The sequence below is a fragment of the Lonsdalea iberica genome (assembly GCF_002111585.1).
In the GTDB taxonomy this organism is placed as follows: Bacteria; Pseudomonadota; Gammaproteobacteria; order Enterobacterales; family Enterobacteriaceae; genus Lonsdalea; species Lonsdalea iberica.
Map to the genome: position 1 here is coordinate 118,476 of NZ_LUTP01000004.1, position 22,280 is coordinate 140,755.

Annotated in this window: 18 protein-coding genes and 2 pseudogenes; 9 read left to right on the top strand and 11 right to left on the bottom strand. The window is 55.7% G+C overall.

The genetic code is table 11. The annotated features are described in order from the left end of the window. Nucleotides 1–33: 33 nt before the first annotated feature. Both glpK and AU511_RS02650 read right to left on the bottom strand, forming a co-directional pair. A pseudogene (gene glpK, locus AU511_RS02645) lies at nucleotides 34–1,544 on the bottom strand (glycerol kinase GlpK). Between the two features lie 12 nt (nucleotides 1,545–1,556). After that, the gene (locus tag AU511_RS02650) at nucleotides 1,557–2,411 is read right to left on the bottom strand and encodes an MIP/aquaporin family protein (protein WP_094108682.1); all 855 of its coding nucleotides are present in this window, start codon (nucleotides 2,409–2,411) and stop codon (nucleotides 1,557–1,559) included. Nucleotides 2,412–2,995: 584 nt separating this feature from the next. On the opposite strand from AU511_RS02650, the gene zapB reads away from it, so the two are divergent. Continuing rightward, nucleotides 2,996–3,238, top strand: coding sequence for a septal ring assembly protein ZapB (zapB, locus tag AU511_RS02655; protein ID WP_026740886.1), 243 nt, complete (start codon nucleotides 2,996–2,998; stop codon nucleotides 3,236–3,238). 54 nt (nucleotides 3,239–3,292) lie between these two features. On the opposite strand, the gene rraA is transcribed toward zapB, so the two are convergent. The 7 genes and pseudogenes from rraA to priA form a co-directional block, all read right to left on the bottom strand. Then, nucleotides 3,293–3,778: a ribonuclease E activity regulator RraA gene (gene rraA, locus AU511_RS02660; RefSeq protein ID WP_026740887.1), complete on the bottom strand. Its 486-nt coding sequence runs from the start codon at nucleotides 3,776–3,778 to the stop codon at nucleotides 3,293–3,295. A 129-nt stretch (nucleotides 3,779–3,907) separates the two neighbouring features. Further along, nucleotides 3,908–4,824 (bottom strand): annotated as a pseudogene (locus tag AU511_RS02665) (1,4-dihydroxy-2-naphthoate polyprenyltransferase). A gap of 108 nt (nucleotides 4,825–4,932) precedes the next feature. Beyond that, a complete protein-coding gene (gene hslU, locus AU511_RS02670; RefSeq protein ID WP_094108683.1) occupies nucleotides 4,933–6,264 on the bottom strand; it encodes an HslU--HslV peptidase ATPase subunit in 1,332 nt (443 codons plus the stop codon). A 9-nt stretch (nucleotides 6,265–6,273) separates the two neighbouring features. Further along, on the bottom strand, nucleotides 6,274–6,804 hold the full coding sequence (hslV, locus tag AU511_RS02675) for an ATP-dependent protease subunit HslV (protein WP_094101605.1): 531 nt from the start codon (nucleotides 6,802–6,804) through the stop codon (nucleotides 6,274–6,276). A gap of 84 nt (nucleotides 6,805–6,888) precedes the next feature. Then, nucleotides 6,889–7,710, bottom strand: a complete 822-nt coding sequence (ftsN, locus tag AU511_RS02680) for a cell division protein FtsN (protein ID WP_094108684.1) — start codon at nucleotides 7,708–7,710, stop codon at nucleotides 6,889–6,891. A 65-nt stretch (nucleotides 7,711–7,775) separates the two neighbouring features. Continuing rightward, entirely contained in the window at nucleotides 7,776–8,831 is a 1,056-nt protein-coding gene (gene cytR / locus AU511_RS02685; RefSeq protein ID WP_094108685.1) for a DNA-binding transcriptional regulator CytR, read from the bottom strand. A 231-nt stretch (nucleotides 8,832–9,062) separates the two neighbouring features. Continuing rightward, a complete protein-coding gene (priA, locus tag AU511_RS02690; protein WP_094108686.1) occupies nucleotides 9,063–11,261 on the bottom strand; it encodes a primosomal protein N' in 2,199 nt (732 codons plus the stop codon). A 274-nt stretch (nucleotides 11,262–11,535) separates the two neighbouring features. Between priA and rpmE the strand changes: the two genes are divergently transcribed. Continuing rightward, nucleotides 11,536–11,751 (top strand): 50S ribosomal protein L31, encoded by a 216-nt coding sequence (rpmE, locus tag AU511_RS02695; RefSeq protein ID WP_094101608.1) that lies wholly within the window; start codon nucleotides 11,536–11,538, stop codon nucleotides 11,749–11,751. Nucleotides 11,752–11,846: 95 nt separating this feature from the next. Here the strand turns inward: rpmE and metJ are convergent, their stop codons facing one another. Next, nucleotides 11,847–12,164 carry a met regulon transcriptional regulator MetJ gene (gene metJ, locus AU511_RS02700; protein ID WP_094101609.1) on the bottom strand — a complete coding sequence of 106 codons (318 nt, stop codon included), beginning with the start codon at nucleotides 12,162–12,164 and terminating at the stop codon, nucleotides 11,847–11,849. Between the two features lie 186 nt (nucleotides 12,165–12,350). Between metJ and metB the strand changes: the two genes are divergently transcribed. The 6 genes from metB (at nucleotide 12,351) to AU511_RS02730 (ending at nucleotide 19,914) form a co-directional block, all read left to right on the top strand. Then, on the top strand, nucleotides 12,351–13,511 hold the full coding sequence (gene metB, locus AU511_RS02705; protein ID WP_094101610.1) for a cystathionine gamma-synthase: 1,161 nt from the start codon (nucleotides 12,351–12,353) through the stop codon (nucleotides 13,509–13,511). A gap of 2 nt (nucleotides 13,512–13,513) precedes the next feature. Then, nucleotides 13,514–15,949 (top strand): bifunctional aspartate kinase/homoserine dehydrogenase II, encoded by a 2,436-nt coding sequence (locus tag AU511_RS02710; RefSeq protein ID WP_094108687.1) that lies wholly within the window; start codon nucleotides 13,514–13,516, stop codon nucleotides 15,947–15,949. Between the two features lie 261 nt (nucleotides 15,950–16,210). Then, complete coding sequence (gene metF, locus AU511_RS02715; protein WP_094101612.1) at nucleotides 16,211–17,107, top strand: methylenetetrahydrofolate reductase; 897 nt, start codon at nucleotides 16,211–16,213, stop codon at nucleotides 17,105–17,107. Between the two features lie 483 nt (nucleotides 17,108–17,590). Then, nucleotides 17,591–18,508: a DNA-binding transcriptional regulator OxyR gene (gene oxyR / locus AU511_RS02720; protein ID WP_094101613.1), complete on the top strand. Its 918-nt coding sequence runs from the start codon at nucleotides 17,591–17,593 to the stop codon at nucleotides 18,506–18,508. A gap of 367 nt (nucleotides 18,509–18,875) precedes the next feature. Then, nucleotides 18,876–19,520, top strand: coding sequence for an HTH-type transcriptional repressor FabR (fabR, locus tag AU511_RS02725; RefSeq protein WP_094101614.1), 645 nt, complete (start codon nucleotides 18,876–18,878; stop codon nucleotides 19,518–19,520). Between the two features lie 25 nt (nucleotides 19,521–19,545). Then, nucleotides 19,546–19,914, top strand: coding sequence for a YijD family membrane protein (locus AU511_RS02730; RefSeq protein WP_094101615.1), 369 nt, complete (start codon nucleotides 19,546–19,548; stop codon nucleotides 19,912–19,914). A gap of 40 nt (nucleotides 19,915–19,954) precedes the next feature. On the opposite strand, the gene trmA is transcribed toward AU511_RS02730, so the two are convergent. Further along, the gene (gene trmA / locus AU511_RS02735; protein ID WP_094101616.1) at nucleotides 19,955–21,058 is read right to left on the bottom strand and encodes a tRNA (uridine(54)-C5)-methyltransferase TrmA; all 1,104 of its coding nucleotides are present in this window, start codon (nucleotides 21,056–21,058) and stop codon (nucleotides 19,955–19,957) included. Between the two features lie 190 nt (nucleotides 21,059–21,248). Here trmA and murI point away from each other — a divergent pair, with 190 nt between their 5' ends. Then, nucleotides 21,249–22,118 (top strand): glutamate racemase, encoded by an 870-nt coding sequence (murI, locus tag AU511_RS02740; RefSeq protein WP_094108691.1) that lies wholly within the window; start codon nucleotides 21,249–21,251, stop codon nucleotides 22,116–22,118. Nucleotides 22,119–22,280: the final 162 nt, after the last annotated feature.

A 22,280-nucleotide genomic window follows, 5' to 3' on the forward strand; every position in this document is an offset into this window, starting at 1 on the left:
TCAATATTGCGAAGGATTTAAGCTGCGGACGATTTAGTCATCGTGGTCCTCCCACGCACGTACGCGCGCCACGGCTTTCTGCCAGCCGCGATAGCGATAATTGCGCTCCACGGTTTCAATGCCGGGACGAAATTCCCGTTCGATCGCGGTTTTGGTTTTGACCTCATCCAGATCGTTCCAGAATCCGGTCGCCAAACCGGCGAGGAAGGCGGCCCCCAGCGCGGTGACTTCGCGGATCACGGGGCGCTCTACGCGCGTTCCTAGAATGTCGGATTGGAACTGCATCAGGAAGTTATTGGCGACCGCGCCGCCGTCGACCCGCAGAGAATGCAGATGCGTTCCCGCATCGGCCTGCATGGCATCCAGCACATCACGTGTTTGATAGGCAATAGACTCCAGTGTGGCGCGGATGATGTGGTTGACGTTGACGCCGCGCGTCAGCCCGAAGATGGCGCCGCGGGCGTAGGGGTCCCAGTAGGGCGCGCCCAGCCCGGTAAAAGCGGGGACGACGTAAACACCGTTGGTGTCGTTCACCTTGCCGGCGAAGTATTCGGAGTCCGTCGCGTCGCCGATAATTTTCAGCTCATCGCGCAGCCACTGTATGGACGCGCCGCCCATGAAGACTGCGCCTTCGAGCGCATAGTTAACTTCGCCGCGCGCGCCGCAGGCGATGGTAGTCAGTAGGCCATGTTCGGATTTCACCGCTTCCGTACCGGTATTCATCAGCAGGAAGCAGCCGGTGCCGTAGGTATTTTTCGCCATGCCGGGGCTGACGCACAGCTGACCATACAACGCCGCCTGCTGGTCGCCCGCGATGCCCGCGATGGGGATTCGCGTGCCGCCTTTGCCCCCGATATTGGTTTTTCCGTAGATCTCAGACGACGAATGCACGCTCGGCAGCATGGCGCGGGGAACATCCAGCGCATCAAGCAGCTGGTCGTCCCAGTCCAGCGTGTGGATGTTGAACATCATGGTACGCGAGGCATTGGTGTAGTCCGTAACGTGCACGCGGCCCTGCGTCATTTTCCAGATTAGCCACGTATCGACGGTGCCGAATAACAGTTCACCGCGCCGCGCTCTTTCGCGAGAGCCTTCCACATGGTCCAGAATCCATTTGACCTTGGTGCCGGAGAAATAGGGGTCGATGACCAGACCGGTGAGGTCGCGGATGGTCTCTTCCAGACCGGCCTTTTTCAGCTGCTCGCAGATCTCGGCGGAGCGGCGGCACTGCCACACAATGGCGTTGTAAATCGGTTTGCCGGTGTCTTTTTCCCAGACAATGGCGGTTTCCCGCTGGTTGGTAATGCCGATGCCGGCGACTTCGTCCGTACTGATCCCCGCTTTGGCGAGGGCCTCGACCAGTGTGGCGCTTTGGGACGCCCAGATCTCCATCGGATCGTGTTCCACCCAGCCCGCCTCGGATAAATTTGTGCGAACTCGCGCTGGGAAACGCTGACGATATTGGCATCGTGGTCCAGCACGACGGCGCGGGAGCTGGTGGTCCCCTGGTCAAGGGCAACAATGTATTTCTTTTCCTGAGTCATAGAAGTGGTCCTTTATCGGGAAGACACGTTGCGGGTTTCGCCAGGCGCTGCGCTGGCGTCATCGGTGGGGCAGACATCGCAGGGTAGGTTGCGGCCGATGAGTTTCCGATAGCCGAAGGCGCCTAAACTCGCACCGACAATTGGGCCCAGAATGGGAACCAAGAAGTAGGGAACATCCCGGCCCCCGGTGAAGGCGACTTTGCCCCAGCCCGCGAAGTAGGCAAACAGTTTAGGACCGAAGTCACGCGCCGGATTCAGGGCAAACCCGGTCAGCGGCCCCATTGAGGCGCCTATCACGGCGATGAGGATGCCGATGAGTAAAGGGGCCAGCGGGCCGCGCGGAATGCCGTTGCCGTCGTCGGTAAGCGCCAGGATCAGGCACATCAGTATGGCGGTGATCACCGTTTCCACGAGAAAGGCTTGGGGAACGGAGATCTGCGGATTGGGATACGTCGAAAAAATACTGGCCAGGCTCAGGCTTTCCACGCTGCCGCGCACGATCCCCTGCGCCTGCTCGGTCGCGTAGAACAGATTGTAGTACAGGGCGTAAACCAGTGCGGCGGCGCAGAAGGCGCCAGCGATTTGCGCAAGGATATAGGGGACGGCCTTGCGCCCATCAAAGCAGGCGAATAGCCACAGCGCAATGGTCACTGCGGGGTTGAGGTGAGCGCCGGAAATTGCGGCCGTGAGGTAGATCGCCATGGCGACGCCAAGGCCCCAGATGATGCTGATTTCCCATTGTCCAAAGCTTGCACCGGCCAGCTTCAAGGCGGCGACGCAGCCAACGCCGAAAAAGATCAGCAGGCCCGTGCCCAGAAATTCGGCAATGCACTGCCCCTTTAATGTAGATATTCGCGATTGACTCATACACATTTCCTGTTTTTAACGTAGGGCGTGATAAGTAAATGCAGGATGAGACTCCTGCGGCGTTCGACCTTTCACTGTTTGCTTCACAGTACCGTGGCCAACGACACGCATGTGAAACAAGGGGGATGTGTGCAGGTCAAATGTTCCTTTGATGTTAATTTATCGTTAATGAGCGAAAGAGAAAAATATCGCTAGTGAAATGTGTGTTGTGCGTCAAAAAAATGAGCGTATTCGCTTATTTCCTGTGACCGCGAAACGATTTGCCGCTGAAAACGGTTAAAAAGCGGCATAACGTGATTAACATTTTCCGCTCTCCGGCGGGTTTTTTCGGTTTCTGCCGATAGCCCGATCGGGAAAAAATGACACACTCGCGATTGTGGAGGATGGGCGCTAGACAGTTTCCGGCTGGCTACTTACAATCTTCCGAGCGTGTTGCGCCCTGGGGGCGTAACGGAGTCGGCGCAGACCGGCCGTCCGCATTGCGGCTAGTGCGCCAACGCTATGAATACGCCAGTACGGTGTGAGAATTCGTAATAAATCAGCGTTAACGGCGTATGCCTTGCGTGAAAAAGGGGTTAGAAGTTATGTCATTTGAAGTGTTTGAGAAGCTGGAGTCGAAAGTTCAGCAGGCGATTGACACCATTACGCTGTTGCAGATGGAAATTGAAGAGCTGAAAGAAAAGAATAATGCGCTGTCGCAGGAAGTTCAGAGTGTGGCAGGCAATCGTGATGCGCTGATGCGCGAGAACGAACAATTGCGTGAAGCTCAGAGCTCATGGCAGGAACGTCTGCAGGCGCTGCTGGGCAAGATGGAAGAAGTACAGTAAGAGAGTAAGTGACAAAGAGACGGAAAAGGGCGAGTTCACGCCCTTTTCATCCGGTTACTCCAGGTCCAGCGGATCTTCGGAGAGGATGATACCGGTGTTGTCGGCATACAGGTGGTCGCCGGAGAAGAAGGTGACGCCGCCAAAATTGACGCGGATATCCGTTTCGCCGATGCCTTCGCCTTCAGCGCCAGCCGGCGTGGCCGCCATGGCTTGAATGCCGATATCCAGCTCAGCCAAATCGTCGACCTGACGCACCGCGCCATAGACCACAATGCCTTCCCACTCATTTTGCGTCGCCAATCTTGCCAGTTCGGCATTGATCAGCGCCCGGCGCACCGAGCCACCACCGTCGATCAGCAGTACGCGCCCAATGCCGTTTTCTTCCAGCAGCTCATAAAGCAGCCCGTTGTCTTCAAAGCATTTCACCGTGGTGATTTGACCACCAAATGAACTACGTCCACCAAAATTGGAGAAGAGAGGTTCAACGACGTTGACCTCTTCATGATAGACATCACACAGTTCGGAAGTATCGTATTTCATAGGATTAACGCCTGGTTGCCGCAGGGATCGTGAATTTGAGTATATCCCTTTCTGGCGAAGGTTAGCAAAATCATCGCCTGTCGCCTTGACCGTAATCAGGGAACAGCGATGACATTGAACTCGATGGGGTCAGCTGAGCATCACGCCCGCTGCGAACAAAATATTGGTCAGTAGCGCGCATTTGACCGTTTTTTCGAGCATGGGACGCATGCTGAACGCGGTGGTTTCACGCAGTACGTAGCACCCCTGTTTCACCAGCAACGGCAGCGACAAAATAAACAGCCAGCCGGCCAGACTTTGCAGATAAATGAGTGCGAACAGTCCCAGACACAGCGGCGCAGCATCAACAGCAGCATGTGATAGCGGCGGGCTTTCTGTGCGCCGAGCCGGACGGCCAGCGTGTTTTTTCCGCTCAAGCGATCGTTGTCGATATCGCGCAGGTTGTTGATATTCAGCACCGCGGTGGCTAAGAGACCGCAGGCGGTCGCGGGCAGTATGACGATACTGTCGAAATGACCGGTTTGCAGGACATAGGAGCCTGCTACGCTAAGCCAGCCAAAGAAAATCAGGACCGAAATATCGCCTAAGCCGATGTAGCCGTAGGGGCGGTTGCCCACCGTATACGTGATGGCGGCCAGAATCGCCATCAGACCCAATCCGAGAAAGACGACGATATCCACCGGTTTTTCGCAGGCGAGCGCGACCAGCGAAAGACCGGAAACAATGGTCAGCAGCACCGTGACGATCAGGGCATTGCGCAGTTCGGTTAGGCTGATGGCCCCGGTCTGAATACCGCGCAACGGCCCGATACGCGTCTCGGTATCGCTGCCTTTCACCGCATCGCCGTAGTCGTTGGCCAGGTTGGAAAGAATCTGCAGTAAACCGGCCGTCAGCAGAGCGAGCAAAGCGACTCCCGGTTTGAAACTGCTTTGCCAACCGGCGATTGCCGAGCCGGTCACGATGGAGGCAAAGGCCAACGGCAGCGTCTTGGGACGCAAACTGTCGAGCCAGGCCTGAGTTTTGCTGCTATGTGTCAATGAGGTCATGATCCGCTTCAGTTCTGGGAGATTATGCTTAACGTCGTTGCCGAAAACGCAAGTGGGAGGCGATAGCCTCCCACTTGATATGTTGTCAGGATGATCCGCTGGCACGGATTATAAGATAAATCGGCTCAGATCTTCATCTGCTACTAATTCATCCAGGTGATCACGTACGTAATCCGCATCAATCGTCACATTCTGACCGCCCATTTCACTGGCGTTGTAGGACACTTCCTCGATCAGGCGTTCCAACACGGTATGCAAACGACGCGCGCCGATATTCTCGGTACGTTCGTTGACCTGCCATGCCGCTTCCGCGATCCGCCGGATACCGTCTGGGACGAACTCCACATCTACGCCTTCTGTCGCCATGAGCGCTTTGTACTGCTGCGTCAGGGATGCGCTTGGCTCGGTGAGGATGCGCTCGAAGTCTTCCGTGGTCAACGCCTGGAGCTCAACGCGGATCGGTAGACGACCCTGAAGTTCGGGGATCAGATCCGACGGGCTGGCTACCTGGAAGGCGCCGGAGGCGATAAACAGGATATGGTCGGTTTTCACCATGCCGTGCTTGGTGGATACGGTGCAGCCTTCCACCAGCGGCAACAGGTCGCGCTGCACGCCTTCGCGGGACACATCCGGGCCGGAGGATTCGCCGCGCTTACAGATTTTGTCGATTTCGTCGATGAACACGATGCCGTGCTGCTCAACAGATTCAATGGCGAGCTGTTTTAGCTCTTCCGGGTTCACCAGCTTGGCGGCTTCTTCTTCCACCAGCTGCTTGAACGCATCTTTGATTTTGATCTTGCTGGTTTTCTGCTTCTGTCCGGCCAGGTTCTGGAACATGGACTGAAGCTGATTGGTCATCTCTTCCATACCCGGAGGCGCCATGATTTCAACGCCCACCGGCGCGGCGGCCAGTTCGATCTCGATTTCTTTATCGTCCAGTTGGCCTTCACGCAGTTTTTTACGGAAAGCCTGACGGGCAGGAGACTGTTCCTGATTTTCTTCGGACTGTCCCCAGTTGTTTTTGGCCGGTGGGATCAGCGCGTCCAGAATACGTTCTTCCGCCAGTTCTTCGGCACGAACGCGGTTCTTTTCCAGAGACTGGTGGCGCACCATCTTCAGCGCGGCATCGGTCAGATCGCGGATAATGGAGTCCACTTCTTTCCCGACGTAGCCGACTTCGGTGAATTTAGTCGCTTCTACCTTGATAAACGGCGCATTGGCCAGTTTGGCGAGACGACGGGCAATCTCGGTTTTACCTACGCCGGTCGGGCCAATCATCAGAATGTTTTTTGGCGTAACCTCGTGGCGAAGGTCTTCGTCCAGTTGCATGCGGCGCCAGCGGTTGCGCAGGGCGATTGCCACGGCCCGTTTCGCCTTGTTCTGGCCGATGATATAGCTATCAAGCTCGCTGACTATTTCGCGCGGGGTCATTTCAGACATAGTAGATCCTTACGCCTTGGAGGCTAATTCTTCAATCGTGTGGAACTGATTGGTGTAGATGCAGATATCACCGGCGATACCGAGTGATTTCTCGACGATTTCCTTGGCGCTCAGGTCGGTATTTTCCAACAGTGCGCGTGCGGAGGACTGGGCATATGGGCCGCCGGAACCGATAGCGATCAAATCGTTTTCAGGTTGTACGACGTCGCCGTTGCCGGTGATGATCAGCGAGGCGTTCTCATCCGCCACGGCCAGAAGCGCTTCCAGACGGCGCAGCATGCGGTCGGTTCGCCAGTCTTTGGCTAATTCCACCGCGGCTTTGACCAGGTGTCCCTGGTGCAGCTCCAATTTACGTTCGAACAGTTCAAACAGGGTAAAGGCGTCGGCGGTGCCGCCCGCAAATCCCGCGATGACACGGTCGTTGTAAAGACGGCGTACCTTCCGCACGTTACCTTTCATCACGGTGTTGCCTAAGGTGGCTTGACCATCTCCGCCGATGACGACCTGGCCATTGCGGCGTACGCTTACGATTGTTGTCACGAGCTAATCCCCGTTACTAAAGAAAAAGGCCCCCGCAGCGTGCGGGGCATGTTGAAGTTAGAAATGGGGACGGGGCGGGGGTTTTCAACCCCCGGAGGCTAATGGAATACAGCTGCTGTTGCCCATACCTTTTAGTTTTTGGGACATCTTGTCCGCCGCGGCGCGGCTGCTGTAGGGGCCCAGTATGATGCGATTCCAGCCGCCGCTGCTGGTAATACGGCTTTCCACGCCTGCAAATGCCAGTTGCGCCCGGATGGATTCAGCAGGAGCCATCGTCTTGAATGAGCCGCACTGGATCATCCAGCGTTGCGATTTCTCGGGTTTTTCCACCGGCGCCTTTGCCGTTTCCGTGTTGGCGGGAGCGGTATTTTTCGGTGCCGCGGGAGCCGTTTTCGGCACATTCTGATTCGGTTGCTGCGTCAGCGGCGCGACGGGTGCCTGCGGCTTGATAAACACCTGAGAGCGCGGCACCTGGGTCTGATCGTTGTACGGCACTTCAGACAGCTGTGTTGGCTGACGGCGCATGTCCGACTGCATTTGCTCCAGCAGTTGGCGCTGCTCTTCCGTGAGCTCCCCGGCCGAGCGGACTTCGCCGCCGGCGGAAGGTTCCGTCGGTGTCGTTACGCCAATCTGGCGATTTTCCAGCTCTTTGATGTAACGCCAGCGTTCTTCGGGTTTAGGCGGAAGCCCATTGCCCTTGCCGCCGGCATGATGAGGAAGTACCGGTATCTCCTGCGGCTTGTTGTGGGCAATGAAATACAGCCCGCCTGCGAAGGTCACCAATACGGCAACCGCTAGCGCAATCATGGTCTTGGATGCGCCTGAGGTACCCTTTTTTTTCCGGCTGGATGTCTTTTTCCGGCGTGTGCCTGAACGCCCCCGCCCGACATAGTCTCTTTGTGCCACTATCGTTTCACTACGAAGTAAAAAAAGTAACAGGTTGTCATGTTACTGAACCCTAAAATGTTTGACTAGCACCGTGATTCCGAAAGCCGGTGATGCGCGAAATTCGGTGGAGCGGTACTGTCGCGAATGACCAGTTTACTGGACAGCAGGCGTGAGCTCCGGGTTACGGAATGCCCCTGCAGCTGTTCAAGCAGCAGCAGCGTTGCCTCACGTCCGATTTCGTAGCGGGGTTGAGCCACAGTGGAGAGCGGGGGGAAGCAGTAGCTGGCCTGGATAATATCATCAAATCCCATGAGCGATAGATCCCGCGGCACGTTCAGGCCCATATTATGAGCTTGCGCCAGCGCTCCCATCGCTATGGTATCACTATGACAGAAAATCGCGGTCGGTGGGGTGGGATGTGACATCAAAATGCCCAGCCCGCGAATGCCGGTGTCGTAGCTGAAATCTCCTCGCACGATATAGTGGTTATCCACCGTCAGACCGCCCCGTCGCAGCGCCTGGATATAGCCCTGCAGCCGATACTCGCTGAGAGGCTGTGTCGCCGGGCCCGCAATACAGGCAATGCGCTGATGGCCCAGCTCGTGAAGATAGTGCACGGCGTCGAATGCGGCGGTCAGGTTGTCGATATGCACCGTCGGCATTTCCAGTTTGGGAACGAATTCATTCGCCATGACCATCGGCGGCAGATTGCGCCGTGCCGCCTTACCTGCATCGAACGGTAAGTCGGACCCTAGCAGCACTATACCGTCAACCTGAGCGGTGACGTTGGGATCGGACAACCCTCTGTCTTGTCGCCGCTGGTAGGCGCAGTCGCCGATCAATACCAGATAGCCCCGAGACGCGGCGGTCTCTTCGATCCCATGGATGACCTCGCTGAAAAAAGGATCGCTGATATCCGGGACGATCGCTAACAGCGTTCGGGTTTCGTGTCGTCGGGCGTAGCGAGCGGACGCATACTGTGAATAGCCGACGGCCTTGGCCGCTTCCTCAACCTTCTGCCGGGTCAAGGCAGAGACCTTTTCCGGATCCATCAGGGCTCGGGATACCGTGGCGGTTGAGACGCCCGCCTTATCCGCCACGTCCTTCATTGTTGCAGCAGCCGTGCCTTTATTCTCCAACGCTCATTCTCCTCACGCCAGCTTCCGCTGCTGCGTCTGTTCGGCTCTGATCGCTCAGGACCGCCTCTATGCCGCAGTTAGACTTTTACCGTGTTCAGCATAGCGCCTTGCGGCGCAGGGATTAATAGATCACGCATTATAGTTGTGGATTTATCATACGTTGAACAGCGTCAAGAGCGCATTTTTCGCCTTGGTTCGCAAAATCTTAGTGTAATCAACAGGAAGACAGCGTCATCCGTCCGTCGGGTCGACGTCTAACACCCATTTGACTTTACGCGACTGCGGCAAGGTATCGACGAGGCTCAGGGACGTCCGCAGCAGATGCTGTAGCCGAGCGCGGGAGGGATGTTGAAGCAGCAATTGCCAGCGAAACCGCCCAGCGCGTTTGGGCTGTAAAGCGGGCACCGGACCCAGTACCCAAAGGTTTTCGTCGCGCAACGGGCTGGCTTCCAGCAGATTACGCAGTTGGTAAAGGAATTGGCTGGCTTGCTGGTTGTCATGATCGTCAGCGCGAAACAGCACGTGATTGGTGAACGGCGGCAGCGCCACGCTTTGGCGCTCCTTCAGCGTTTGAGCCGCGAAAGCGTCGTAGCCTTGCTGCAACAGCGTTTGCAACAGCGGATGTTCGGGGTGATGGGTTTGCAGTACCACTTCGCCGGCTTTTCCCGCTCGGCCGGCGCGGCCGGAGACCTGGGTGTAAAGCTGGGCGAACCGTTCCGCGGCTCGGAAGTCGGCGGAAAACAGAGAGCTGTCCACGTCCAGCAACGCCACCAAGGTTACATCGGGAAAATGGTGGCCTTTGGCCAACATCTGGGTCCCGATTAAAATGCGGGCGCCGCCCTGACGCACCTGCGCCAACTGTTGTTCCAGCGCTCCCTTGCGGCTGGTGGTGTCGCGATCGATACGGGTAATCGGTGTGTCGGGAAAGAGGGCCGGCAACGCCTGTTCGAGCTGTTCGGTGCCCAGTCCCACCGGCATCATATTGGTCGAACCACAGTCCGGGCATTGCTGCGGCACCGGCCGCTGGCTGTCGCAGTGGTGGCAACGCAGCATCTGCTGATGCTGATGCAGCGTGTAATAGTGGTCGCAGCGCGGACATTCGGCGATCCAGCCGCATTCATGACACATCACCACCGGCGCAAAGCCGCGTCGATTGAGAAACAGAATGACCTGATTTCCATCCCGAACGTGGTGGCGTATCCGTGCGATCAGCGGTTGCGAGAGACCGGTGTTCAGCGGCAGTCCTTTCAGGTCGAGGATATTTTGCTGTGCGAGCCGGGCGTTACCGGCGCGTTTGCTGAGGCGTAACTGCCGATATTTGCCGATTTGAACGTTATACAGCGTTTCCAGCGCCGGAGTCGCGGAACCCATGACGATAGGGATATTCTCTTCCCGGGCGCGGAACACGGCCAGATCGCGGGCGTTGTAGCGCCAACCCTCCTGCTGTTTATACGAGTTGTCGTGCTCTTCATCGATGACGATGAGGCCCAGTCGAGCGAAAGGCGTGAATAGGGCGGAACGTGTGCCGATTACGATGGCGGCTTCCCCGTTTTTCGCCCTCAGCCATACGGCCAGACGTTCACTGTCGTTCAAGCCGGAATGCAACGCGTCTACCGGCGCGTTGAAGCGATCTCTGAATCGAGCGATGGTTTGCGGTGTGAGTCCGATTTCCGGTACCAGCACCAGTGCCTGTTTTCCCTGCGCCAGGATGTTTTCCAACACGCTGAGATAGACCTCCGTCTTGCCGGAACCGGTAATGCCCGCCAGCAGCCACGCGGAAAAATGCTGGTCTTCGCTGCGTATTGCGCCGACGGCGGTCGCCTGTTCGGTATTGAGCCGCAGGCGCTCGCCGCTGACGCTGAAATCCGTCCGCCAATCGCGCGGCGTTTGCGATAGCGGCCTGAGGTCGCACAACCCTTTGGCGCGTAACGCCTGCAGCGCGGCTTCGGTCAATTGGGCGTCGCTGACCTGATGGCGATAAAGCGGCCCTTGCAGTAAAGCGGCCAGCGCCTGCTGCTGTTTGGGCGCGCGCTTCAGCGTCGGCAGCGGGGTTTCACGCCCTTGTTCGGTGGCGAACCACTGCCACAACGGCGCCGCATGCGCGGGTTTACCCTGACGCAGCAGCGTCGGCAGCGCATGAAACAGCACTTCGCCGATGGGATAGTGGTAATACTCCACGGCCCACATCAGGATTCGCCACAGGCTGGCGGGAAATAAGGGCTCCGGATCCAACACGTCCTGCAGCGGTTTGAGTTGAGTCAGCGGCAGCGCGCTGTTGTCGCTGAGGGCAGTGACAATGCCAATCATTCTGCGGTTGCCGAACGGCACGCGTACCCGCATGCCGGGGGCCGGGGGGAGAGATCCCGAGGGCAGCAGATAATCAAAAGTCCGCGCCAGTGGCACGGGCAGGGCAACCTGAACGACAGGCATGGCATCTCCGTCCGAAACGTAAGGAAAACTCTTTATACAGCATGGATGGCGAGTCGAACCGGACACAATGCGATTGTGCGGAAAACCATCCGGGCGATAGTGTACATGGTGCGGCAGGTTCTGTGTGGGGGTGATTGCAACGGCTGGTTAATTTCTGTATGATTCGCCGCCTTTATACCGCGTGTATAAAGATAAAACGAATTCAACTTCAACCTCGTGTGGTGTCTGGCGGAATAGGGCTGGATAGCGACACGGCCTTAATCAGAGGTTTCCCATGAAAGAAGGTATCCATCCGAATTACAACGAAATTACTGCATCTTGCTCTTGCGGTAACGTCATCAAAACCCGTTCTACTGCGGGTCACGACCTGAGCCTGGACGTATGCTCCGCTTGCCACCCGTTCTACACTGGCAAACAGCGTGTTGTTGACACTGGTGGTCGTGTTGATCGCTTCAACAAGCGTTTCAGCATCCCGGGCAGCAAGAAGTAATTTGCTTCACGGTTTTTGCCGCGGATTTTCTTCCGCGCATAACAAAGGCACCCTCGGGTGCCTTTGTCGTTTCTGGATACCGGTCACGGCATCACTCAGTATTCCCAGGTATCCGGGTTGATACCCATTTCCCGCATGATCTGTTTGGCCACCTCGGGGATTTCATCGCTGCGTTCTTTACGCAAGTCTTCATCATTCGGTAACGGTTGGCCGGTAAAGGCATGGAGAAACGCTTCGCAGAGCAATTCGCTGTTGGTGGCGTGACGCAAGTTGTTTACCTGACGACGGGTGCGTTCATCAGTTAAAATCTTTAATACTTTCAACGGGATGGAAACTGTGATCTTCTTGACCTGTTCACTTTTCTTGCCGTGTTCAGCGTATGGGCTTACGTATTCGCCATTCCACTTAGCCATGAGATACCTTAAAAATTATCGTAATGAGGACAGTCACTGCCATAAATTGCCTTAATTCTAGCGATTATTATAGGGATGCTCAATCTATACGCAAAGAAGTTTAGAAGTCTAGATGTATTGACGTCCATGTTGACTGCGTTTACTCTTGAGTCTCTTCATTCAGCTACCAGTCAGGAATCATCACCGATGACGCGCAAACAGGCCACTATCTCAGTTCGCAGCGGGTTGAATAACGACGAGCAGTACGGTTGCGTCGTTCCCCCCATTCATCTTTCCAGCACTTATAACTTCGCCGGTTTTAATCAGCCTCGTGAACACGACTATTCCCGGCGCGGTAATCCGACACGCGATGTTGTGCAACGTGCGCTTGCCGAGCTGGAAGGCGGAGCGGGAGCGGTGATGACAAACAGCGGAATGTCGGCGATCTTGCTGGTCTGCACCGTTTTTCTGCGTCCGGGCGATCTCCTGGTGGCTCCCCATGACTGCTACGGCGGCAGCTATCGTCTGTTCGACAGCCTGAGCCAACGTGGCGCGTTCCGGGTGAAATTCGTCGATCAGGGCAACGAGGCGGAGCTGAAGACCGCACTGGCGGAGAAACCGCGTTTGGTGCTGGTCGAAAGCCCCAGCAACCCGCTGCTGCGCGTGGTCGATATCGCCGCCATCTGTCAGGCGGCGCGTGAGGCGGGCGCGGTCAGTGTGGTGGACAACACGTTTCTGAGCCCGGCGTTGCAAAATCCACTGAGCCTGGGCGCCGACCTGGTGGTGCACTCCTGCACCAAGTATCTCAATGGTCACTCGGATGTGGTCGCGGGAACGGTCATTGCGCGCGACCCTGAGCTCGTGACTGAATTGGCCTGGTGGGCCAACAACATCGGCGTGACCGGCGCGGCGTTTGACAGCTATCTGCTGCTGCGCGGTCTGCGGACGTTGGGCCCCCGTATGACTGCGGCGCAGAAGAACGCCTTACAGATCGTGGAATTCCTTCAGCAGCAGCCGCTGGTGAAAAAACTGTACCATCCCTCTTTACCGGAAAACGCTGGGCATGACATCGCGCGTCGCCAGCAGTCGGGTTTTGGGGCTATGCTGAGCTTTGAGCTGGACGGTGATGAAGAGACATTGCGCCGTTTCCTGTCCTCGCTGGAGCTATTTACGCTGGCGGAGTCGTTGGGGGGCGTTGAAAGCCTGATTTCCCACGCCGCCACCATGACTCATGCCGGAATGGCCCCGGAAGCACGCGCTGCAGCAGGGATCTCCGAGACGCTGCTGCGAGTTTCCGTCGGCATTGAAGACGGCGACGATCTGGTCGCCGATTTGAAACAGGCATTTCAGGCAGTAGCAAAGAGGTAACGATGAGTGCTTTAGGGATAGCGGGTGCCGCCACAGGCCGGCAACTGCATAAATTTGGCGGCAGCAGTCTGGCTGATGTGAAATGCTATCAGCGCGTCGCCGGTATTATGGCCGAATACAGCCGTCCCGGTGACCTGATGGTCGTGTCGGCGGCGGGTGGCACCACTAACCAGCTGATTAGCTGGCTAAAGCTGAGTCAAACCGACCGTATTTCCGCGCATCAGGTGCAGCAGGCGCTGCGCCGCTATCAAAGCGATCTTATTGCGGGGCTGTTGCCGGAGGCCGCAGCCGAGCGGCTGACTTCAGCGTTTATTCATGACCTTGAGCGTCTGGCGGCGCTGCTCGACGGCAAAATCACTGAAGCGGCGTACGCCGAGGTTGTCGGGCATGGCGAAATCTGGTCTGCGCGACTCATGGCCGCCGTACTCAATCAGTTAGACATCGATGCCTCCTGGCTGGATGCGCGCACGTTTCTCTGCGCGGAGCGCTCCGCGTTGCCGCAGGTTGATGAAGGCCGCTCTTGGCCGCTGTTGCAGCAGCAGCTCACACAGCATGCCAATCAGCGCCTGGTGATCACCGGTTTTATCAGCCGCAACGAAGCGGGTGAAACGGTCTTGCTGGGAAGAAACGGTAGCGACTATTCGGCCACGCAGATTGGCGCGCTGGCGGATGTTGAGCGCGTCACGATCTGGAGTGATGTCGCCGGGGTGTTCAGTGCGGATCCGCGCAAAGTCAAAGATGCCTGCCTGCTGCCGCTGCTGAGGCTGGACGAAGCCAGCGAGCTGGCGCGTTTGGCTGCTCCGGTCCTGCACACTCGCACGTTGCAGCCGGTGTCCGGCAGCGATACCAATCTTGAGCTGCGGTGCAGTTATCAACCCGAGCAAGGTTCGACGCGTATTGAGCGTGTATTGGCCTCCGGAACCGGCGCAAAAATCGTTACCAGTCATGATGATGTTTGTCTGATTGAGGTGACGGTGCGCGATGGACATGATTTCCAACGTGTGCAGCAAGACGCCGGACAGCTGCTTCAGCGCGCGCAGATTAAAGCCTTGGCGACGGGCATCCATCCTGACCGTAACTTGCTGCAGTTTTGTTATACCTCGGAAGTGGTCGACAGCGCCTGGTCGCTGCTGGAACAGTCGGCGCTGCCGATCCAGCTTAAACTGCGCGAGGGTCTGGCGATCGTCGCGGTGGTGGGGGCTGGCGTCGGCAATAACCCGCTTCATAGCCACCGCTTCTATCAGCAGCTAAAAGACCAGCCGGTCGAATTCGTCTGTGAATCGGACGATAGCATCAGTCTGGCGGCAGTGCTGCGCGTCGGACCGACCGAGCATCTGGTTCGTGGTCTGCACCACTCTCTGTTCCGAGCCGAGAAACGCATCGGATTGGTGCTGTTCGGTAAAGGAAACATTGGTTCCCGCTGGCTGGAGCTGTTCGCTCGCGAGCAGGCCCATCTTTCCGCACGTACCGGATTTGAATTTGTTCTGGCTGGCGTCGTCGACAGCCGCCGTAGCTTGCTTAATCACGACGGCCTGGATGCGGGACGTGTGCTGGCGTATTTCGACGACGAAGCGCAAGAGCGTGATGAAGACGAGCTGTTCCTGTGGATGCGCACTAATCCTTATGATGATTTAGTCGTGTTGGATGTGACCGCCAGCGGCGCGGTAGCCGATCTTTATCTGGATTTCGCCAGCTATGGTTTTCATGTCATCAGCGCGAATAAACAGGCGGGGGCTTCCGGCGGCGATAATTATCGTCAAATCCGCGATGCGTTCGCGAAAACTGGCGGCCATTGGTTATATAACGCCACCGTCGGCGCCGGACTGCCGGTGAACTATGCGGTCCGCGACCTGTGTGAAAGCGGGGACAGTATCCTGGCCATCAGCGGTATCTTTTCCGGCACGCTGTCTTGGCTGTTTTTGCAGTTCGACGGCACGGTGCCGTTCACCGAACTGGTGGATCAGGCATGGCAGCAAGGCTTGACTGAACCGGACCCGCGCGATGATCTGTCGGGTCAGGACGTGATGCGTAAGCTCGTGATACTGGCGCGCGAAGCCGGCCATGAGATCGAACCGTCGCAGGTGCGTGTCGAATCGCTGGTGCCCGCAGGCTGTGAACAGGGCTCCGTCGACCAGTTCTTCGAGGATGGCGAGTCACTGAACGATCAAATGCTCCAGCGGCTGGAAGCCGCCAATGAAATGGGATTGGTGCTGCGCTATGTGGCACGCTTCGACGCCAGCGGTAAGGCGCGCGTCGGGGTCGAGGCCGTCCGCCCAGACCATCCTCTGGCCGCATTGCTGCCGTGCGACAATGTCTTCGCTATTGAGAGCCGCTGGTATCGTGATAATCCGCTGGTGATCCGAGGACCGGGTGCCGGTCGTGATGTGACCTCAGGGGCTATCCAATCCGATCTTAACCGGCTGGCGCAACTCCTCTGATTGTGAAGTTATAGGCGATACTGCCGCGAAAAATCGCCTCGTTACAATCCTGCCCGAAGCACGCTGCTTCGGGTTTTTTTATTCCTAGAATCAACACATTGTATCTATATAAAAACAACATGAATCTTGCTCATATTGCATGAATAAACATCAGCTCTCAAAGCGTTGACTCCTCATACCGAATCGGCCATTTTTATATAGACGTCTAAACGTATAGACGTTTGCATGGTGGCAATGACAACGGCTAATTGAGGTAAGGATATGAGTTTTTTCCACGCGAATCATCAGGAGGCGCTGAATCAGAGCCTGGCGGAATTGCAGGGGCACATTAATGTTTCTTTCGAATTTTTCCCCCCTCGCACCAGTGAGATGGAAGAGACGCTGTGGAGTTCAATTGACCGTTTAAGCAGCCTGAAACCTAAGTTCGTGTCGGTGACTTACGGCGCGAACTCTGGAGAGCGCGATCGCACGCATAGCATCATCAAAGCCATCAAGGAACGTATTGGCGTCGATGCCGCACCGCATCTGACCTGCATTGACGCAAGTCGTGATGAATTGAAAGCCATCGCACAGGATTATTGGCAGAGCGGTATCCGCCACATCGTCGCGCTGCGGGGCGATCTCCCCCCTGATGGCGGCAAACCTGAGCTGTATGCTGCGGATTTGGTGACGCTGCTGAAGGAAGTCGGCGACTTCGACATTTCTGTGGCGGCTTATCCCGAAGTGCATCCCGAGGCCAAAAGCGCCCAGGCAGATTTGATTAATTTGAAACGAAAAGTCGATGCTGGCGCTAATCGTGCCATCACCCAGTTCTTTTTCGACGTAGAAAGCTATCTACGTTTTCGCGACCGCTGTGTCTCAACGGGGATCGACGTAGAAATTGTGCCGGGCATTTTACCTGTATCTAACTTCCGACAGCTCCAGCGTTTCGCCACGATGACTAATGTACGCGTACCAAACTGGATGACGGCCATGTTCGACGGATTGGATCACGATCCGGAAACGCGCAAGATGGTAGGGGCTTCCATCGCAATGGATATGGTGAAAATCCTTCGACGAGAAGGGGTCAAAGACTTCCATTTCTATACCCTGAATCGCGCTGAGCTGAGCTATGCCATTTGCCATACGCTGGGCGTGCGTCCCGCCATCGCGGCCTGATTGTCGTCGCGCCATCATGTAGCGACGGCTCCCTTATCGGTTTTCCTACTGACAGGGATGCCGCCACGCTCCTTCTGACTTCAGGTATGCAGCTCCCGACGGTTTCTCTATAGCTCTTATCGAAGGCAAAAAAAAAGGCGGGCCAGAGGCCCGCCAAAATATCGTTGGCTTTCTTTTTACTTGTATGCTTTCAGGATGATATCGGCGTGTTTCTGTACCGTTAGTGAGTATCAGGTGCCGGTAGCCCGCATGAATTAGCCCCGGCCGCCAGAAATTCACTGATCCTGATTGCCACAATCCTGTTGTAGCTTCTCTGCCCTGGTGAAGGCGTTGAATAAGTTCACATTCATGTTCTGTAGCGTACAAACAGAAAGCTGCTTGCTTAAGTTGGATGTATTATTGCTCATAGAGGTTGATAGGGCTAATCGTTCATTGCTATCCTATCTATCGTTATGGGCTATCGTGTTTGAGGAGAATTGAGGCATGAACATCCGGGATTTAGAATATCTTGTGGCGTTAGCGGAGCACCGGCATTTCCGCCGAGCCGCTGATTCTTGCCACGTTAGCCAACCTACTCTAAGCGGGCAGATTCGCAAGCTCGAAGACGAGCTGGGCGTGATGTTGTTGGAGCGCACCAGCCGCAAAGTGCTGTTTACACAGGCAGGTTTGCTGTTAGTCGAGCAGGCTAGAACGGTGCTGCGCGAAGTCAAAGTGCTGAAAGAGATGGCTAGCCAGCAGGGTGAAAGCATGTCTGGTCCACTGCATATCGGACTGATTCCGACCGTCGGCCCTTATCTCCTTCCTCACATCATCCCTATGCTACACAAAACGTTTCCCAAATTGGAAATGTATTTGCACGAAGCGCAGACCCATCAGCTGCTCGCTCAGTTGGATAGCGGCAAGCTGGACTGCGCCATCCTTGCGATGGTGAAAGAATCAGAAGCCTTTATCGAAGTGCCCCTGTTCGATGAACCGATGAAGCTGGCGATTTATCAGGATCATCCATGGGCCAACCGCGAGCGGGTCGCAATGTCGGATCTGTCCGGAGAGAAGCTGCTGATGCTGGAAGACGGCCACTGTCTGCGCGATCAGGCGATGGGCTTCTGCTTCCAGGCCGGGGCGGATGAAGACACGCATTTTCGGGCGACCAGTCTTGAGACGCTGAGAAACATGGTGGCGGCGGGTAGCGGAATTACGCTGTTGCCTTCTCTGTCGGTTCCCAAAGAAAGAACGCGTGACGGCGTATCCTACCTTCAGTGTTACAAACCGGAGCCTAAGCGCACGGTCGCATTGGTTTACCGCCCAGGATCGCCGCTGCGCAGCCGGTACGAGCAGCTGGCCGATGCCATTCGCGAGCACATGCAGCTGTATTTGGACAACCAAGCCAAGCAGGCGGTGTAAGTGTTCAGTTGCGGAGAGGTCGGTGTCGCTTCAACGTGCGCCGTGGCCATCTGAGAGGCGCGAAATTCTTGCGGGTCGAGGTTCGCGCCTGAGTAAGTACAACATCGAACGGTGTTTTAGAAATGATTGAGCATGCGAGGCGTTAACGCATTGTCAACTCAGTCGATGTTGAGGCGTTGAAAGGGGCGATTTTGTCAGTCTACTGACTCTAAATTGTCGCCTGCTTGCCGACATTGGCATCTTTATCACCAACGACGTTTTTCTGAAGAAAGCGCTATTGTCACTTTTTATACGGACAAACTTTGACGCACTTTGTAGTGAGTAAAGTTTGTTATAGTGCCTCCCTAAGTAAGGAGAGCAAATCACTTTGAGCAAGACTACGGGTGTTAGAGCACAACAAAAAGAACGGACGCGTCGTTCTCTTATTGAAGCTGCATTCAGCCAACTAAGCGCCGAGCGCAGTTTTGCCAGCCTTAGCCTGCGCGAGGTTGCCCGCGAGGCTGGAATAGCCCCCACCTCTTTCTATCGTCATTTCCGTGATGTTGATGAACTCGGTCTGACAATGGTGGATGAGAGCGGTCTGATGCTCCGCCAACTGATGCGACAGGCCCGCCAGCGTATCGTCAAGAGCGGCGGCAGCGTTATCAGGACGTCGGTATCCACCTTTATGGAATTCATTGGCAATAATCCGAACGCTTTTCGTCTTCTATTGCGTGAACGCTCCGGTACTTCCGCTGCATTTCGTGCCGCCGTTGTTCGAGAAATTCAGCATTTTATTGCCGAATTGGCGGATTATCTTGAAGTCGAAAATCATATCCCCCGCAGTTTCGCCGAGGCGCAGTCGGAAGCGATGGTGACGATTGTTTTCAGCGCGGGCGCAGAAGCGCTGGATATCGGCGCTGAACAACGGAGCCAACTGGAAGAACGGCTGGTGCTGCAACTGCGGATGATTGCGAAAGGGGCGTATTACTGGTATCGAAGAGAGCTGAGTAAGGGGTTTACTCCGCCGTAGTCTTCCATAGTCGCAGAGGAACATCATGGCAAAACAGAAAAATGCAGAGAAAGGGACTTTGGTGCTGTCGGTGATTGCCGGTTTGTCGGTCAATGGCACGTTCGCTGCCTTGTTTAGCGCGGTTGTTCCGTTTTCCATTTTTCCGCTTATCACGTTGGCGCTGTCGGTTTACTGTCTACGCCAACGTCATCGGCGCCTGGATATGTCGCTTGGGTTGCCAAAGTTGGTTGCAGGCTGCTTCCTCTTGGGCCTGCTGCTCTACACTGCGATCATTCGGGTGGAGTATCCACAGATTGGCTCCAATTTCTTGCCATCTATCCTCTGCATGGCACTGGCTTTGTGGTTGGTTATCAAGCTGCGTAGCCGTCAGTCGTCCGAAGACAGTGCCTCTTAATGAGCGAGCAGTCAGCCGGAAGAACCGGCTGGCGGATGCGTTAGGCTAACTTTTCCAGTAAAACGCCGCACTCCATGTGATGGGTGTAGGGGAACTGATCGAACAGCGCGAGTTGAGTGATTTTGTGTGTCTGGCTCAGGGTTTCCAGATTGGCGCACAAGGTTTCCGGGTTGCAGGATATGTACATAATGCGTGGGTATTCCTGCACCAGGCGTACCGTATCGTCATCCAAACCGCTGCGCGGCGGGTCTACAAAAATGGTTTCGCAGCGATAGCTGCTAAGATCGATACCCTTGAGCCGATTGAATTGGCGAACTCCGCGCATGGCCTGGGTGAACTCTTCTGCCGCCATGCGAATAATCTGCACATTATCAATCTGGTTAGCGGTAATGTTGTATTGCGCGGCAGCCACTGATGGCTTGGCTATCTCGGTCGCCAATACGTTGTCGAAGTTACGCGCCAACGCTAACGAGAAGTTGCCATTGCCGCAGTAAAGCTCCAGCAAGTCCCCTTTCGAACCGGCCGTTACGTTCAGCGCCCATTCCAACATCTGTACATTCGTCGCGGCGTTGGGCTGGGTGAAACTGTTTTCCACTTGGCGATAAATGATGTCTTTACCCCCAATAGGCAGGACTTCATCCACATAATCCCGATCGAGACAGATTTTAGTTTTGGTCGCTCGCCCTATGAGTTGCAGATTAAAGCCTTGAGCCCGTAGTTGATCGCGCAGTTCGCGAGCCAGTTGCTGCCACTCCTCATCCAACGGACGATGGTACAGCAGCGAGACGACGATCTCACCGCTCACGGTGGAAAGATAATCAATCTGGAATAGCTTGCGGCGTAACACGGGCTGCGGACGGATGGCTGCCAACAATAGCGGCATGAGTGCGTTAATCAGCTCGCTAGCGGCGGGAAACTTGTCGACCCGAATGCGCTGTTTTGTCTGTTGATCGAACATGATGTGGTAAAGGTCGTCACCTTCGTGCCAGATGCGGAACTCGGCCCGCATACGGTAGTGGCTAACCGGAGAACGGAATACCGCGGGTTTCGGAGCGGAAAATGGTGCCATCATCGCCTCTAGACGTGTGCGCTTTTCTTCTAGCTGAGCGTCGTAGTTTTCGATGGGTAGGATTTCTGGCGTCATAGTGTTCTCGTTTAAAAGCTTTGGGGTGACTTTACTGGCGGCGATTGTAGGGGATTCAGAAGGGATGTCCAACCTTGTCATAGAGAGGCGGCCTGTTTGTCGCGATATGCCCTGGCGACAGATTACCTCCTCTCGAACAACCCGGTTCATGGTAAAATCGCGGTCTGTTTATTTAGCTGAAGAGGGGATTATGGCTACCGATTGGCAGAGCGAGAGTTCGATCTCGCCGGAAGCGGTTCCTTCTATTTCCGAACGCCCTACCGTACTTATTCTTGACTCCGGCGTGGGCGGTTTGTCGGTTTATGATGAAGTTCGCAAGTTGTTACCGGATTTGCACTATATCTACGCTTTCGATAATGAAGCATTCCCCTATGGCGAGAAACCTGAACAATTTGTGATTCAACGGGTACTCGCTATCGTCGAAGCGGTCCAGCAGCGGCACCCACTTTCTATGGTTATTGTTGCCTGCAACACAGCGAGTACTATTTCCCTTCCTGCCCTACGTGCACGCTTCTCCTTTCCTGTTGTGGGTGTCGTGCCTGCCGTTAAGCCGGCAGCAAAGCTCACTCGCAACGGCGTGGTTGGGCTACTGGCGACTCGTGGCACGGTGCAACGCACTTACACGCATGAACTTATTGCGCGCTTTGCTAATGATTGCAAAATCTTGCTATTGGGATCATCGGAGCTGGTGGAGCTGGGTGAAGCTAAGTTGCGAGGAGAGAGTGTTTCGACTGAAGCGTTGCTGCGCATATTAAAACCCTGGCTAGAATTATCAGAACCGCCAGACACCGTTGTATTGGGATGCACTCATTTTCCTTTACTGTCGAACGAACTGCTGCAGGTACTGCCGGACGGGACTAGACTGGTGGATTCCGGGGCGGCGATTGCGCGAAGAGCGTTGTGGCTTAATCAACATATGGAACAGCCGGCGTTGTCTATTCAGAAAAATGTAGTCTTTTGCCTCAACATCACGCCGCAGGTCGTCATGCTGCAGCCAGTATTAGCTCGCTTTGGCTTCGATTCGCTGGAAAAATTACCACTCTATTCGGTTTTTGAGTGAATTGTGAACGGTTGAAAATGTTTTTGTATTTAGCACTTGTCAGCCCGAAATAACTCCCTATAATGCGCTCCCACTGACCCGGCAACAGCAACACAACGTTGTCGAGACTAAAAGAAAATCAAGCTGATAAGTCTTGACTTTCAAGCGGAAATGCATAGTATA